Genomic DNA, 14,789 nt, shown 5'->3' with positions numbered 1-14,789 from the left:
AAGAGTTCAAGTCCTACGAGGACATAGCCTACACCAAGGGCTTCCTGATGGTCTCGTCGAGCCCGCTGACCCGGTCCTCGCACCATGCCGGCGATGACTTCGCAAGGCTGAAGGCGGCGCGGGAGAAGCTTCTACTCTGTCTGCCCTGATAGGGATTTTGACCCGAGTGCGGGATCGTGAGATCCAGTAGTTTCATATACTCTAGTACGCAAATTCTGGTGCTCAGAACAGCCAAAAGCGCTACGGAGGGGCTTTGATTGCATCACAGGAATGGTTAGTTGCGGGGGCTGATTGCACAGAGACTTGAATAAAGCCCCCGTGAAAGGCGCTAAAACTAGCCCTGTGTGGGGGTAGAAGAATTATGGAACTTACAGCTTCTCGGCTTCTCTGTTGCACGGGAGCGGCATCCTTACTCCACATTTGCAGCGATGGCCTGATGAGGCCTCCTTCGAAGCCCGCACCAAGGACGCACGCGCCAACAGCAGAACAAGGCGAAATCGGAGGGTCACTTTCAATTGGAATGGTGGGGCTATCTCGGGCCCCTAGGGTGTGGTGTTGGCAGCGAAATCCTTTTTCGCGACTCGCGGCGGGCACGGAAGTATCGTGAAGCTCTCCGACGAATGATATTTTTTTATAGAATTCTGCTAGAGCGAGTCCATTTTACTCGGGGTGATATCCGCACGAGAAGTAGTTGGCGCATTCTTGCGGCTCGAACAGCGTGACGATCTGGCCGACCGTATTCCATAAGCCCTCGACCGTCCGCTCGGCTTTGGCGCGCAGGACTGCCTTGAGTTTTGCGAAAGCCTTTTCGATGAGATTGAAGTCGGGACTGTAGGGAGGAAGGTAGAGCAGCCGGCATCCCGCACCTTCGATTGCGTGACGCACGCCCTCCGCCTTATGTGCGGGCAGATTGTCCATGATGCCGATGTCGCCCGGTGCCAAGGTTGGAATGAGAACCTGTTGCACATAGGCCTGGAATGGACCCCGTTCATCGCACCGTCCAAGACCATGGGCGCGGTCATGCCGGATAGCCTGAGCGCTCCGGTAAACGTCGTCGTCTTCCAATGACCGTGCGGGATTGGGGAGCGGCATCGTTCTCCGCAAGGGGCCCGTCCGCGAAGCCAAGACATCTTCGTGCTCAGGCCGGGTTCATCGATGAAGACGAGACGCGCCGGATCGAAATCGATCTGAGCGTCGAACCAGTCCTGGCGACGCTTCAGGAAATCGGGACGCTTCTGTTCCAGTGCATGTGCGGTCTTTTTTTGATTGTCCAGCCGCGCTTTCGCAGCCAGACATCGAGCGCGCTACGGCCAATGGGAACGGCTCTCTCCTCATGCAATCGCAGGACCGTCTCGTTCAGAGTAATGTCCTTTGCCTCTTCGATCATGCCGACGATGAAGTCCTCGTGGGCATCAAGGCGCGAGCCACCGCGTCGGCCCTGCCTCAAAGGCGAAAACCGACCAGCCCGCGCACTCGCAATCCATGCGATGGCTGCCGAAATCCCAATCCCAAATCGGGCTGCCGCTGAACGCGCCGACATGCCACCTCGTGACGCAGTCAGCACGCGGCTACGCAGGTCATCGCTGAAAGCTCGGGTCATATTGCCTCCGACCAAATCACCAGTCGCAGCGATGGAATCAGAATTCGGCAGCGAAAGGAATCCTCAACGCGATTCCGCATTCAATAGATGCGCTCTAGTTCACGTTCCAGCCGCGCTACGCCGACGGGCCGACAGCCACTTACATGACGCACATGTTTGACATGCGTTGCCGTGAGAACGGGATCGGGCACAGGCTCACCAAAAACAAGCATCCCTGGACCAACGGCCAAGTGGAGCGAATGAACCGAACGATCAAAGAACCGACTGTCAAACGCTACCACTACGACAGCCACAGCTAACCGCCCACCTCCATGACTTCGTCGATGCGTATAATTACGCTCGCCGCCTCAAGACTCTGCGGGGTCTCACGCCCTAGGTTCTGTTGACAAAGTATGGCAGCCATATCTTTGTGGCTGCCAGGGCAAGGAATGCTGAGAAGGATTTTCGTGTCTTGTCGTATCGGGTCGCAACGCGACGGAACTGTTTGAGGCGGTTGAACATCCGCTCGATGCGGTTCCTGTCCTTGTAAGCTCGGAAGTCGCAGGCAGGCGGGTTCTTTCGGTTTGCCTTCGGCGGAATGACTGGTCTGATCCCATGGATCAGTAGTTCCTCGCGCAGGAAATCACCGTCATAGCCTTTGTCGGCAAGGAACAGTCTCGGTTTGCCGACCGGTATCGCCAGCAAGTCAGGAATAGCGTTGTAATCCGAGGCCTCGCCGCCTGTCAGGACGAAGCCAAGAGGGCGGCCCTGACCGTCTGCTCGGGCGTGGATTTTCGTCGTAAAGCCGCCGCGTAATCGACCAAAAGCCTCCTGAAAAGTCCCCCTTTAGCGCCCGCCGCCTGCGAGTGGCCGCGAACCGTGGTGCTGTCGATCATGTGCTGCCAGTCATCTGTCAGCCCCAGTTCGACGAGGGTCTCAAGGAGGGCGTCCCAAACGCCTTGTTCGGCCCAACGGCGAAAGCGCACATAGACGGAGTTCCACTTTCCGTAGCGCTCGTGCATGTCGCGCCAAGGGCAGCCGACCCGAAGAACATGCAGCATGCCGTTCAGGTATCGTCGATTATCATGGGCGGGCCGGGACTTCCTCCCACGCTCAGTGGGCAACAGCCCCGCGATGATCCGCCATTCCATATCCGTAAGATCGCCGCGAGCCAAAACCGCCTCCTAAAAGGCAGTCTTGAATCACGCTTCTGCTGATTTGGGAATCCACTTTGTCAACAGAGCCTAGGAATATATCTGAAAAAATCTGGGCAGCCGAGCCAAAAAGGTTTACTCTCAATCCGCACCATCAAATGCAGGGACTAAACACCTAAGGGCCTCGCAAAACGGGTGACACAAGGCTAAAAATCTCTGATCTTTCGCAATTCCAACTGCAGGTGGCAGAACACGGAATACCGTTGTTTGTGCATATGCATTATGTCTCCAAGCGCGGGTTGGTAAACTTGGCCCGGCCTGCTGAGAGCGTTCATGGCCTGTTTCAGATTGGCAAACACCTTTGCCGCCGTCGCACCCAGCAAGGCTGCACCTAGAAGAACGGGCTCGGAGGTCTCAGGCGCAATCACCGGTTTGCCGCTGGCGTCGGCGAGGATCTGCCGGGTGAGATCATGCTGCCCGGCACCGCCGCTGATAATGATCTGCTGCACGTCGGCCCCGGCCTCTGCCTGCGCTTCGATAATCTGCCGCAACCCGTAGCCAATGCCGCATACTCCGGCGACATAGAGCGCGATGAGACTATCGAGATCCCTTTCCATGCCGAGACCAGCGATGGCTGCACGGGCAGCCGGGTCAGCAAAAGGCGCGCGGTTGCCGAGAAATTCCGGCACGACGTGCAACCCTTTGGCCAGTGCCACGACCTCAGAGCCTGAAGTCTGCTTGGCAGCCGCCAGATCTGCCAGCATGACTGGCAGCGACACACCCAAACCTCGTGCCCGTTCGCTGGCTTGCGCAAACGCCGGATGGAAACTGACGAGCTGATCAATCGCGGCACCGGCTGCGCTTTGGCCACCTTCGTTCAACCAAAGACCCGGCACCATCGCGGAGAAATATGGCCCCCATACGCCGGGAACGAATCTGGGGTCGGTGGTGGAGGTCAGCGTGCACGAGGAGGTGCCGAAGACATAACCCATGTTCAGTTCGGGCGTCCCGCCAATACCTACCGTGCCGATACCACCCGCATGCGCATCGATCATACCAGCGGAAACTGCCGTTGCAGCTTTCAAGCCAAGATCTTTAGCCGCCTCTTCTGTCAGGCCCTGCCCCACCGCCGTGCCGGGCTCCACAATGTCTTGTCCGATACGGGCAAAATTCTCCTCGGCCAGTTCGCCGAGCCCGATCTGCCGCAAATAATCCGGGTCCCAACGGCGTTCATGAGCAAGATAGGTCCATTTGCAGGTAACGGTACAGGTGGAGCGGGCGAGACTGCCCGTGGCGCGCCAGGTCAGAAAATCCGCGAGATCGAAGAACTGCCAAGCCTTGGCAAAGGTTTCGGGGCGATGTTCTTTCAACCACAACAGTTTCGGCATCTGCATTTCCGGGGAAATACGCCCACCAACATAACGCAGTACCTCGTGGCGCTGCCGGTTAATTGTTGCGGCTTGCTCCACAGCCCGGTGATCCATCCACACGATGATATCGCGTTCCCTCCGCTCGGATGGCCCAACGGCAAGCGAGGCGCCGCCACCGCCTAATACCACGAGAGAGCAGGTAGCATCGAAACCGATGCCCGCAACACTGTGTGGTGAAACGCCTGCGGTTTCTACGGCGGTCCGAACTGCCGCACAGACGGATTGCCAGATGTTTTGGCTCGATTGCTCCACCATGTGCGGGGCATCGCGGAAGATTTCGATGTCGCGCTTGCCGGTTCCCAGGCATTGGCCATTCTCATCGAACACCCCTGCCCGCGCACTCCCTGTGCCGACGTCCACGCCGACAAAGTATCTGGAACCGCTCATGCCCTACTCCCTATGCTACGCACAGCCGCTTTATCCGGGCTTATAGATCCACGCTATTGGGCAAGATCACAAGATCCCGAATGACGACATTGCGTGGGCGCGACAGCATGAAGAAAACGGCCTCCGCCACCTCCAGCGGCTTCATCAGACTGCCATTTGCAAGCGCTTCGTCCATTTTCTCCTTCGGCCAATCATCGAGAAGAGCGGTTACCACGGGCCCCGGAAGCACGGCACCAACACGAACCCCGTGCTGGGAAACCTGTCGACGCGTGCTGTGCACAAAGGCCTGCACGGCAAACTTGGACGCAGTATAAATCGGCTCCCAGACGACGGGAACCACACCGGCAACCGAGCTGGTGAAGAGGATATCCCCGCTCTTCTGCGCGATCATATGCGGCAGAACCGCATGGACGCTGCGGAAGGCCGCATTGATATTGAGATTCAGCATACGGTCCCAGGCATCGGGATCTCCTTCCGCCACCGCGCCACCCACATAGGCACCGGCATTGGCATGGAAGATATCAAGGCCTCCAGCCACGTCCAGAATACGCGGGAGCAGGCCGGAAACCTGTGGCCCATCAAGGAGATCGGCCACCACCATGCGGGCACGCTCGCCCAGTTCGTCGCAGAGTGATTTCAGCCTTTCCTCTGCCCTGTCGATGAGGACGACCGTCGCGCCCTCTTCAATGAGCTTGCGCGCGCATGCCAGCCCGATGCCTGAGGCAGCGCCGGTGATCGCCGCGACCTTTCCGTGCAGTGTATTCGTCATGTCGTTGGCTCCCCTGGAAACGCGGCAGCTGGGTTGATTTGGCTATTGCGCGATCCGGATCTGCAGCTTCACGTCTTCCGGGAGGCCTTTCGCCGCCCGATCAAAGGCAGCGATGCTGTCGGCAAAGTCATAGGTATCTGTGATCAACGGCTTCAGATCCACCTTGCCGGAAGCAATGAGATTGACCGCCCGGTCGAAGTTGTTGGCGTAGCGGAACACCGTCTCAATACGTGCTTCCTTGAAGATCGATGCCGGAATATCGAAAGCAACCGGCTCGACAGGCAGGCCGACCAGCACCAGCGTGCCGCCTGGACGCAAGAGATCGAAAATGCCCTGATAGGCCTTCGGACTGCCGCTGGCCTCGAAGATAACGTCTGCGCCCCAACCATCGGTTGAGCGCATCACCGCGTCCTTCAAGGAGGTTTCCGTGATATTGACCGGAGTAATGCCCGCATATTGCCCGGCTATGGCAAGTTTTGGCGCACTGAGATCGGAAATGATCACCTTTGAACAGCCACCTGCCAGCGCCGCAATGGCGGTCATAATGCCGATTGGACCGCAGCCAATCACCACAGCCACATCGCCTGGTGTGATGCGGGCGCGCGTGGCGGCCTGCATGCCGACAGCGAAGGGCTCTATCATCGCACCCTCTGCAAAGGACACATTGTCCGGAAGTTTGTAGGTAAAGGCTGCCGGATGGATCACCTCCGCCGTCAGCACACCATGGATAGGCGGTGTCGCCCAGAAACGGACATCCGGATCGACATTATAAATGCCGAGCTTGGACGCCCGAGACGCCATATTGGGTACGCCGGGTTCCATGCACACGCGGTCGCCGACTTTCAACGTGGTCACTTCAGAGCCGATTTCGGTGATTGTGCCGGTTGCCTCATGGCCGAGAACCATGGGTTCCCGCACGACAAATGAACCAATTGCGCCATGGGTATAATAATGCACGTCGCTGCCGCAGACACCGACCGTATGAATTGCAATCTTCACATCGTGGGCACCCACCTCACGTGGCAAATCGATGTCGCGGATTGCCAGTTCGCCTTTGCGTTCAAGAACGAGAGCTTTCATGTTTTAGCTTCCTGAGGTCAGAGCAATTCCAACAAGTGAGAACCGGTTTTGCGTCCGGAATCGCGTCAAGGTTAGAGTGCCAGCCCATCCGGCGTGAAGAGATAGATGTGGCGCGGATCTATTCCAGCCGTGATCGAACGACCCGGCTCCAGATCCGGCCGGCCATTAGCCAGGATGATCACGGTGTCCTCGCCTGTGCGCGCATATATCTGCGTGGAGCCGCCAAGGTTCTCGGCAAAATCCACCGTCAGCCGCAAAAGCGCGTTTGCTGCGTTCACATCCAGATGTTCTGGGCGCAGACCGACTGTCAGCATATCACCGGAACGAACCTTGGAGGCCGAAGAATGCGTCAGCGACAGACTGCCACCGTCGAAAGCGGGATGCTCCAGCTGCAGACCTGATGCATCGGCACGCGCAACTTTTGCCGTCAAAAAGTTCATCTTCGGTGATCCGATGAAGCCGGCGACAAAAGTATTGGCGGGGCGATCATAGAGCTCCGTCGGCGAGCCGATTTGCTCGACAAGTCCCGCACGCAAGACCACGATTCGATCGGCAAGCGTCATGGCCTCAACCTGATCATGGGTGACATACACCATGGTTGCGCCCAGCTTGCGGTGCAGCTTGGCGATTTCCACCCTCATCTGGCTGCGGAGTTCCGCGTCGAGGTTGGACAGCGGCTCGTCAAACAGGAAGATCTTCGGATTGCGAACGATAGACCGACCGATCGCCACGCGCTGGCGCTGGCCGCCGGACAGTGCTCTGGGCTTGCGGTCCAGTAGCGCCTCGATCTGCAGAACGCGGGCGGCCTCCCCCACGCGACGCTTGATCTCCTCTTCGGGCAGTTTCGCCATCCGAAGACCGAAAGCCATGTTCTCGAATACACTCATATGAGGGTACAGCGCATAGGACTGGAAGACCATCGACACTTCGCGCTTAGCCGGTTCCTCGTAGGTGACCTCCTTGCCGTCGATGGACAGAGTGCCGGAGGATACGTCCTCCAATCCCGCAATCATGCGCAGTAGGGTGGATTTTCCGCAGCCGGATGGACCAACGAACACCACAAATTCCCCCTTCGAGGCGTATATGTTCACACCCTTGATGACGCTCAGTTCTCCAAAGGTCTTCTTGATGTTGTCCAATTGCAGGAAGGTCATGCTGTTTTACTCCCGATCACCGCGCTGCGCTGCCAGGCGCGGCATATGTTCTGTTCTATTGGCTGTTGTCTTGAGGGATGTTCGCCTCGCCCAGCAGGGCAGCGGCACATTTTTCGTCTGTCACCAGACGTTTGATGTAACCGCCGCGAAGGATGGCGCGAATGATGTTCACCTTGTACCAGCCGCCGGAGGCCAGAATGGAATGGCGAACGGATTTCAGCTGTTCCGGTGAAACCGAAAGCACGCGTTCATTGAGCGGATGGTCCACAGGCTTTCCGTCGCTGTCGAGGAACACGCCGAGCAAATCCCCCACGGCGCCAGCGGCCAGAAGGCCTTCCAGGTTCTCAGACACCGTTGGCGTTTGCACCAGAAGTGAACGGGATGTCATGTCGCCACACGATACCAGCGCCACATCCACAGAACGGGCGCGGCGCATGGTTTCGCGAATGCCGTGGTGAGAGAGCAGCGCTTCGCGGCTCTCCACAGTAGGGAAATAAAGCGGCGCTGTGAGATAATAGCATTCCGCTGAAATCGCCCGCGCATAGCCGGTCGCGACCTCGAACGTGCTGGAGCCCGATCCGCGCGTCAGCCCTCCCATAATGGAGGTCACCCAGCTGTCCGGCAAGGGGCGCGATGTCAGCCTTTTCAGGCCGGCTGTCAGTGTTTTTCCCCAGCCCACGCCGAGACCCATGCCATCCTGAAGCAACCTGTCGAGGACACCACCTGCAGCATCTCCCACGGCCCGCTGGTTTTCCGGATCGTCCGGTAGTGTCGGGATCACGCAGACTTCTTCGAGAAGGTAATGCTCCCGCACCTTGTGCTCAAGTTCAATACACCTGGCCAGGGGCAGACGAATATCGACCACCACGGAACCATCATTGCGCAACTGTCCGAGGGTTTTATTGACCCGGAGCCGCGTCAGCCCCAATTGATCGGCGATCTCCTGCTGGGTCAGACCGCCAATGAAATACAGCCAGGCGACACGGGCGCGGATCTGCTGCGCGTCGATGTCCTCAATGGCGGAATTCCCGATGTCTGGTCCCTTGTTTGCCATGGTCATGCGTCTCCTTGATCAGGCAAAGGCCTGCTTCAGAGACAGGGTCGATGCCTTCAGTGCGTCGAGTATGGATTTGCTATCCCGTTCGAAAGGATAGAACACTTCAAGGAATACCGGAGACTGTGCAAGCCTCGTGCGGGCCAGCAGTTGGCGAGCATCCACCGGATCGACACGTCCGGCTTCGGTAAAATCCCAGTGGCGGTCGAACTGGTAGTCCGTCTGTTGGATATGCACCGCGGTAATCACATCGTTCAGCGCGGAGAACCACGGTTCCATCGTGTCGGCTTCTGGCCCGTACAGCGGCAGAAAGGTACCGTGGCCCCAATCAACACACAGGCTCCACGGCGTGGCACTACCGGCGACATCGCTCATCATCTGCCGTGCCTGGTCGATCGTCCACGGCCATTCGCGACGCATTGGAGTGGGCTCCACATAAAGTTCGGAAAGACCAGCGACCTTTGCCTTTTCGCCCAGCCGCAGCATGCGCTCGACCATACCCTCATAGTTCGTCGCGTCGATGCTGCCGGCCTCCCTGCCGTCCACTCGCGCGGCGATGGCGCCCAGCGGCCCGCCGACCCGTGCGATGCCGGCCTCTGCCGCAAAACCATAGGCGCGCTCCAGCCATTGCTCCGCATAAGCGCGGACGTCGGGATCCGGGTGCAGCAACTGGTTGAACGTGTAATGAGCAAGACCAATGAAGGCGCTATGAATGGTGATCCCGTGATCGTCCGCCGCCTTTCGCACATCCCGCGCATGGCGGGAGACAAGTGCTGACGGCCACATGGGATCAACCAGATCGAACGAGAACTGGATGAGATCGAGCCCCAGTTGGTCGCGCACGACGGGCGCCCAAAGGTTGGGTGTCACCCAGCGTTTGACGCAGAAAGAAAGGTTGATGCCGAGCGGGTTTGCGCTACTCATTTGGTCGCTCCCATAGTCAGGCCGCGCACCATGTGGCGTGATACGATCAGTGCGAAAATGGTGACGGGCAGAACAATGACGGTGCCGGTGGCCATGATCTTGCCCCATGGCAGCTCATAGCCGGACATGAAACTGGTGGCGACCACAGGAGCGGTCTGGACATCGCGGCGTGTCAGCACCAGCGCATAAAGCAGTTCGTTCCACGAAAAGATAAAGGAGAAGATGGCCGAGACCGCAATGCCCGGCGCGCCGAGCGGCAGATAGATCTTGCGGAAGATCGTGAACTGGTCGGCACCATCCAGACGTGCTGCCTGTTCCAGATCCGGCGGAATGGACTTGAACTGGTCGGTGCAGATCCACACCACGATCGGCAGGTTGAAGGTGAGGTAGATGAGGATCAGAACGAGATGCGTATCCAGCATCTTCAATTGTAGCGCCAGGATGTAGACCGGCAGAGCCAGCACAATCGGGCTCGTCATGCGGTTCGAGATGAACCAGAACCAGAGATCCGATTTACCACGAAACTCATAACGGGCAAGGGCGAAGGCAGCAGGAGCGCCCAACATCACGGCGAGCAGCGTGGTGGCTGTTGCGATGATCAACGAATTGCCGACGGCGCCCAAAACCTTCGAATCCGCAAAGATTTCGCGGTAGTGATCAAGCGTGGGTGCAAACAGCCAGACCGGCGGCGAGGCCAGGATATCGGCCTGCGTCTTGAAGCTGGCGGACACCATCCAATAAAACGGAAACAACGTGAACAGGATAACAGCGGTCAACCCGACGGCGTGCAGGATCTTGCCCGATGAGAAACGCATCAGTTGACCTCCTTGTAGAGTACGCGGATGTAAAGGCGGCTGATCAGGATGGTGATGATGAGAAGCAGGATGGCCTGCGCCGAAGCCGTGCCGAGATCAAAAACGCGGAAACCGACACGCTGAATGTAGATCGAAACGAGATCGGTGGCCGAACCCGGACCTCCCCGCGTCATGACGAACACCATGTCGAACAGCTTCAGCACGTCAGCCGAGCGCAGGATGAGGAGGGCCGTCAGGCCGGGCATCAGATAGGGAAGCTGGACATGTTTCAGCATCGCCCATTTTGAGGAGGTCTCCAACCGCGCCGCCTCCTCGATTTCGCCCGGCACCATGGACAGGCCGGCCAGAAAGATCAGTGCGCAAAACGGGGTCCATTGCCAGATGTCCATGATGACGATTGCGGCAAATGCACCCGTCTGTGAACCCAGCCAATCGAGCGCACCGATACCGACGCGATCCAGGAACCAGTTTGCAACGCCGAAATCGCGGTTGAAAATCAGGCGACCGATCAGCCCGACGACGGCATAGGTGGTGGCGAGCGGCACGACCAGCGTGACGCGGGCGAGCGATTTCAGAAAACCCATGCCGGTCTTGTGCAGAAGAAGCGCGATCATCAGGCCGAGTGCGACCTCGATCGGCAGCACGGTGACATAAAATTTTGCCGTCAGGAACAGCGAGGCCCAGAACGTGCTATCCGTCAGCACGGAAGTGTAGTTTTCCAGCCCGATAAAGGGAAATCCATCGCGCGGGCGCGCAATGTTGTAGCGCCTGAACGACGTTACAACCGCGAAGAGGGTGGGATAGATGCCGATGATAAACAGGGTGAGAACGGCTGGCGCCAGAAACCAGAAGGGCGTCCATCGACCATAACCGCGATTGGGTCTGATGTTGGGTTTCGCAATAGGTCCAGGCATCAGGTCTTCCTCTTCATGCGGCGGCAGTGCCGGCTTCGCATCATTCCAGATTGGTATGGTTGGCACGCATAACAGCAGACGGCACGCCGAGCCTGTCGCGCACGGAAAGGATCAGCAGTTCAAAAGCGACATAAAGAGCGCCCTCGTACAGTGAACCCATGGGCAAGACAGAGGCCGTTTCACCCTGATCGTTCGCCATGGTTTGCGCTGGAACATGTAGCACCACATCCGCTTTGACGGCCGCGCCACCGGAAGGTTGAGCGGTGACCACCAGGACGCGGGCACCGGCACCCTTTGCCACCCCCATCAGCGCCGATACCGTCGAAAAGTCGCCGGGCCCCGCCGAGACAATCAGCAAATCACCCTGCTCGAGCGGCGGCGTGGTCATATCGCCCACAACAGCGGATTTCAGGCCAAGATGGAACAGGCGCATGGCCAGTCCCTTGATCTGAAGTCCTTCGCGACCAACGCCGTAAAGCGCGATACGCTTTGCATTCGAGATTTCGCTGACGGCTGCCTCGAATTGATTGCCATCGATACCGGAGAGGCAGGTGCCAAGTTCGGCCAGTGCCTTCGCGTGAAGATGCAGCATGGTTCAACTCCGCATGCTTTGAAAAAGGCGGGTGGATGGTCGTGAAGGACCGAAGTCCTTTGGGCACACGACCATCCACCGTTGTACACCCTGGGAGGTGCAGGGATGAGAGACTACTGCAGCAGCTTCTTCTGGCCGTCGTAGTAGCCTTCCTTTTTCAGGATATCTTCCATGCGGGTTCCGATCTCCTTGGAGCCGGCTTCGACGGAAACCTCACCCAACATCATCTTGGAACCCCATTCGGCCACGACTTCCGAAATGGCCGGCCATGCGGGGAAGCGCGGACGGAATTCCGGCACACCCTTCTGCCAGGAAGCAACCATGGGTTCGACGAACTTGTATTTCGCCTTGATCGCTGGGTCGTTGTAGATCGACATACGACCGGAGACACCACCTGCTTCCACGTAGGATTTGGCGATCTCTTCCGATGTCGCCCACTGGATGAAAAGCCAGGTAGCCTTCTTCTGCTCTTCGGTTGCTTGTGCTGCCACCGCCAGCGAGAAACCTCCAAGCGCTGGCAGGCGGCCGGCGGGACCCGCCGGTTCCGGGCCAACGGCCAGGCAATCTCCGAGCTTGGAGGTCGCCGGATCGACCAGCGTTCCGTAGAATGCCGACCATTCGGTGATCATCGCAACCTGGCCCTGAGCAAGCGCATTCACGGCTTCCGCATGGTCGAAGCTGACGATACCGGGCGGCATGTACTTCATCAGTTCCTGACGGAAGTTGAGGCCAGTCTGGCTTTCCGTGCTCATCAGGTTGGACTTGAACTGCTTGTCGAGCAGCGAGCCGCCGAACGGCCACAGGAAGCGCATAAAGCTGTCGGCAGACTGGGTTTCGCCGCGCAGCGACTGCAGTGCATAGGCGTACTGGTTCTTGGAAGCGTCCGTCAGCTTGGGCGCGTAGACCTTCATCAGCTCATCCCAAGTGGCCGGCGGCTTATCGAAACCGGCTTCCTTCAGCTTGCACGAATTGTAGAACAGCAGGCCGGAGTAGTTATCGAAGGGAAGGCCGTAGGTCTTGCCGCCCCATGAGCCGAACGCATCCAACAGAAGCGGGAAGAAGCCATCGAGCTTGAGATTGGGGTCGGTGATCGACTTGTCCTTGGTGAAGTTTTCGATCGGCTCGATCCATCCGTTTTCAGCGAACTCGCCGATCCAGACCAGATCTACCAGCGCCATCGTCAGGTCGCCCTGCGAGGTGAAGTTCAGCACTTCCTTCTCACGGGTGTTCTCGTAGGGCACGATCTCGTAGTTGACCTTGATGCCGGTCTTTTTTTCAAACTCCGGCAAAAGCTTGATGATGGCGCGGTAACCGGGGCGATCCAGGAAGATGCCGCTGATTTGCGTGCCTTCCAAGGGCTTGGCCGCATCTTCAAGCCAGTCGGCATGGGCCGAAAACGGCATGCTCGCCGTCGCAGCCGTCAATGCAAGCACGCTTGTGCAGATTTTCAACAAACGTTTCATTCCACTCCTCCTACGGTGAAGGCAGCCTCCCCGGCAGCCTCGTTCGAATTTCAGCCAAAGGCATCGAAAACGGCTCAATGCACGACACCGCCTCCATTCAAGACACCCAGAACTGGTCTCCATCCCTTGAAACCCAGGAAAACGCACAGCTTCGCCAGCCGCATAAAATATGCGTTTCGATAGCAATGTCAGTAATTTAGGTTCGCCGTTTCTCTCAGCGGGACGCATTATCGATACATCTGTATTTTTGGATTTGCAATAGCATTCTCACTCGATTTAAAGTGGGGTCGACGTCAGTTAGGGAGGTCACCTTGAACGATCAGCAACCTCACTCTATCGACATGACTGCACGCTCTGCGCTTGCCGAACGCATTGCGCGAGAAGCAGGCGGTAAAGCCCGTTCGTTCCTGGCGCATCCGGACAAGCTGGGATGGACGGAGAAGGCTTCATCGCAGGATATCGTCAGCGCAGCTGATGAAGCCACGGAAGCCTTTCTGCGCGAGATGATCCGGCAGCACTTCCCGGACGATGGCATTGTGGGAGAAGAAGAAGGCTCAACAACAGGCAGTTCCGGCTTCGATTGGATCATCGATCCCATTGATGGAACCATGGCATTTCTGGTGGGGCAGCCGAACTGGACGGTGTCGGTCGCCGTGCTGCACAACGGCGAACCGGTTATCGGTGTCGTTGCTGCCCCCATGTTCGACGAAATCTATGTTGCCCGGTCGGGAGGAGGAGCAACACTCAACGGCCGGCCTCTCGCGATCAATCCCGATTGGACGATCCGATCGACGACCGTCGGCTTTGGTGGCACCGAACGAGCCGATCCGCGCCAGGTGGGGGCCTTCGTCACTCGGCTTTATCAGGAAGGTGGCGTCATCTTTCGCGTCGGTTCCGGCGCGCTGATGCTCGCCTATGTGGCGGCCAACCGACTTGCGGGCTACTACGACCCGACGCTGTTCTGCTGGGATTGCATGGCCGGCATGGTGCTGATCAGTGAGGCTGGCGGACTGGCGGAATTCGCGGGCAGCCTGACAGAACCGGGAGAGATATGGGCAGGAAACCGCAACGTGTTTGAGGATCTCAAGCGCATCAGTGCGATGCGTGGAGAGGGCATGTGACGGATTTTCTGGAAGAAAGTCTATCGGGACCTACGTGAGGTTTGCGCTTCTCAACTGAAGAACCAACCTCACGTGGAGATATCTCAGGGCGGCAAGTCAGCCGCCGAGGAAAAATCGAGAAACGCCAGCGAATTGTGCGCATCCTCGTCCATTTTGGCTTCGTCTGCGCCATCGGTCAGGACACGCCACGCGAGTGTCCGAGCCGATGGTTCCGCCGGTCTTAACCAAAGGTTCTATAACGACGACGACCCTGTAGTTGATCCCACGCAACGTAGCACCGATCTCATCGGTGCCGGAAGGCCGAACTTGTAAAGAACCTCATCGTTGCGGAAGACGAGGCTGTTTCGAGCCTC

General features: G+C 58.2%; 11 protein-coding genes and 4 pseudogenes. 3 read left to right on the top strand and 12 right to left on the bottom strand.

Annotated elements, in window-relative coordinates; genetic code table 11:
- Positions 1–149 (top strand): annotated as a pseudogene (locus tag DMY87_RS23825) (lipoyl synthase); the annotation flags it as partial.
- A 511-nt stretch (positions 150–660) separates the two neighbouring features.
- Here the strand turns inward: DMY87_RS23825 and DMY87_RS23820 are convergent.
- Positions 661–1,600 (bottom strand): annotated as a pseudogene (locus tag DMY87_RS23820) (IS630 family transposase).
- A gap of 149 nt (positions 1,601–1,749) precedes the next feature.
- On the opposite strand from DMY87_RS23820, the pseudogene DMY87_RS23815 reads away from it, so the two are divergent.
- Positions 1,750–1,973: pseudogene (locus tag DMY87_RS23815) on the top strand (integrase core domain-containing protein); the annotation flags it as partial.
- Here the strand turns inward: DMY87_RS23815 and DMY87_RS24690 are convergent.
- The 11 genes and pseudogenes from DMY87_RS24690 to DMY87_RS23760 all read right to left on the bottom strand — a co-directional run bounded on the left by DMY87_RS24690 (position 1,973) and on the right by DMY87_RS23760 (position 13,315).
- Positions 1,973–2,754, bottom strand: a pseudogene (locus DMY87_RS24690) (IS5 family transposase). The pseudogenes DMY87_RS23815 and DMY87_RS24690 sit on opposite strands and share 1 nt — an antisense overlap.
- A 185-nt stretch (positions 2,755–2,939) precedes the next feature.
- The gene (locus DMY87_RS23805; protein WP_110794125.1) at positions 2,940–4,550 is read right to left on the bottom strand and encodes an FGGY-family carbohydrate kinase; all 1,611 of its coding nucleotides are present in this window, start codon (positions 4,548–4,550) and stop codon (positions 2,940–2,942) included.
- 40 nt (positions 4,551–4,590) lie between these two features.
- The gene (locus tag DMY87_RS23800; protein WP_110794124.1) at positions 4,591–5,319 is read right to left on the bottom strand and encodes an SDR family oxidoreductase; all 729 of its coding nucleotides are present in this window, start codon (positions 5,317–5,319) and stop codon (positions 4,591–4,593) included.
- Positions 5,320–5,361: 42 nt separating this feature from the next.
- Positions 5,362–6,399, bottom strand: coding sequence for an NAD(P)-dependent alcohol dehydrogenase (locus DMY87_RS23795; RefSeq protein WP_110794123.1), 1,038 nt, complete (start codon positions 6,397–6,399; stop codon positions 5,362–5,364).
- 71 nt (positions 6,400–6,470) lie between these two features.
- Positions 6,471–7,553 (bottom strand): ABC transporter ATP-binding protein, encoded by a 1,083-nt coding sequence (locus DMY87_RS23790; RefSeq protein WP_110794122.1) that lies wholly within the window; start codon positions 7,551–7,553, stop codon positions 6,471–6,473.
- 55 nt (positions 7,554–7,608) lie between these two features.
- The gene (locus tag DMY87_RS23785; protein ID WP_245409035.1) at positions 7,609–8,613 is read right to left on the bottom strand and encodes a sugar-binding transcriptional regulator; all 1,005 of its coding nucleotides are present in this window, start codon (positions 8,611–8,613) and stop codon (positions 7,609–7,611) included.
- Between the two features lie 12 nt (positions 8,614–8,625).
- Positions 8,626–9,531 carry a sugar phosphate isomerase/epimerase family protein gene (locus DMY87_RS23780; protein ID WP_110794121.1) on the bottom strand — a complete coding sequence of 302 codons (906 nt, stop codon included), beginning with the start codon at positions 9,529–9,531 and terminating at the stop codon, positions 8,626–8,628.
- Positions 9,528–10,346 carry a carbohydrate ABC transporter permease gene (locus DMY87_RS23775; protein ID WP_110794120.1) on the bottom strand — a complete coding sequence of 273 codons (819 nt, stop codon included), beginning with the start codon at positions 10,344–10,346 and terminating at the stop codon, positions 9,528–9,530. Before DMY87_RS23775 ends, DMY87_RS23780 begins: the two co-directional genes overlap by 4 nt.
- A complete protein-coding gene (locus tag DMY87_RS23770; protein ID WP_110794119.1) occupies positions 10,346–11,260 on the bottom strand; it encodes a carbohydrate ABC transporter permease in 915 nt (304 codons plus the stop codon). Before DMY87_RS23770 ends, DMY87_RS23775 begins: the two co-directional genes overlap by 1 nt.
- 40 nt (positions 11,261–11,300) lie before the next feature.
- Positions 11,301–11,852, bottom strand: coding sequence for an SIS domain-containing protein (locus DMY87_RS23765; RefSeq protein WP_110794118.1), 552 nt, complete (start codon positions 11,850–11,852; stop codon positions 11,301–11,303).
- Positions 11,853–11,965: 113 nt separating this feature from the next.
- On the bottom strand, positions 11,966–13,315 hold the full coding sequence (locus tag DMY87_RS23760; RefSeq protein ID WP_110794117.1) for an ABC transporter substrate-binding protein: 1,350 nt from the start codon (positions 13,313–13,315) through the stop codon (positions 11,966–11,968).
- A gap of 311 nt (positions 13,316–13,626) precedes the next feature.
- Here DMY87_RS23760 and DMY87_RS23755 point away from each other — a divergent pair, with 311 nt between their 5' ends.
- A complete protein-coding gene (locus tag DMY87_RS23755) occupies positions 13,627–14,436 on the top strand; it encodes an inositol monophosphatase family protein (protein ID WP_245409034.1) in 810 nt (269 codons plus the stop codon).
- Positions 14,437–14,789 lie beyond the last annotated feature (353 nt).

The organism is Peteryoungia wuzhouensis (assembly GCF_003205195.1).
Taxonomy (GTDB): Bacteria; Pseudomonadota; Alphaproteobacteria; order Rhizobiales; family Rhizobiaceae; genus Allorhizobium; species Allorhizobium wuzhouense.
The sequence above is the reverse complement of the archived record's forward strand: the minus strand, read 5'-3'. Positions and strand labels throughout refer to the sequence as shown.

Coding starts and splice junctions, on each gene's coding strand:
- DMY87_RS23805 (WP_110794125.1), bottom strand. CDS start 4,550: ATGAGCGGTTCCAGATACTTTGTCGGCGTGGACGTCGGCACAGGGAGT.
- DMY87_RS23800 (WP_110794124.1), bottom strand. CDS start 5,319: ATGACGAATACACTGCACGGAAAGGTCGCGGCGATCACCGGCGCTGCC.
- DMY87_RS23795 (WP_110794123.1), bottom strand. CDS start 6,399: ATGAAAGCTCTCGTTCTTGAACGCAAAGGCGAACTGGCAATCCGCGAC.
- DMY87_RS23790 (WP_110794122.1), bottom strand. CDS start 7,553: ATGACCTTCCTGCAATTGGACAACATCAAGAAGACCTTTGGAGAACTG.
- DMY87_RS23785 (WP_245409035.1), bottom strand. CDS start 8,613: ATGACCATGGCAAACAAGGGACCAGACATCGGGAATTCCGCCATTGAG.
- DMY87_RS23780 (WP_110794121.1), bottom strand. CDS start 9,531: ATGAGTAGCGCAAACCCGCTCGGCATCAACCTTTCTTTCTGCGTCAAA.
- DMY87_RS23775 (WP_110794120.1), bottom strand. CDS start 10,346: ATGCGTTTCTCATCGGGCAAGATCCTGCACGCCGTCGGGTTGACCGCT.
- DMY87_RS23770 (WP_110794119.1), bottom strand. CDS start 11,260: ATGCCTGGACCTATTGCGAAACCCAACATCAGACCCAATCGCGGTTAT.
- DMY87_RS23765 (WP_110794118.1), bottom strand. CDS start 11,852: ATGCTGCATCTTCACGCGAAGGCACTGGCCGAACTTGGCACCTGCCTC.
- DMY87_RS23760 (WP_110794117.1), bottom strand. CDS start 13,315: ATGAAACGTTTGTTGAAAATCTGCACAAGCGTGCTTGCATTGACGGCT.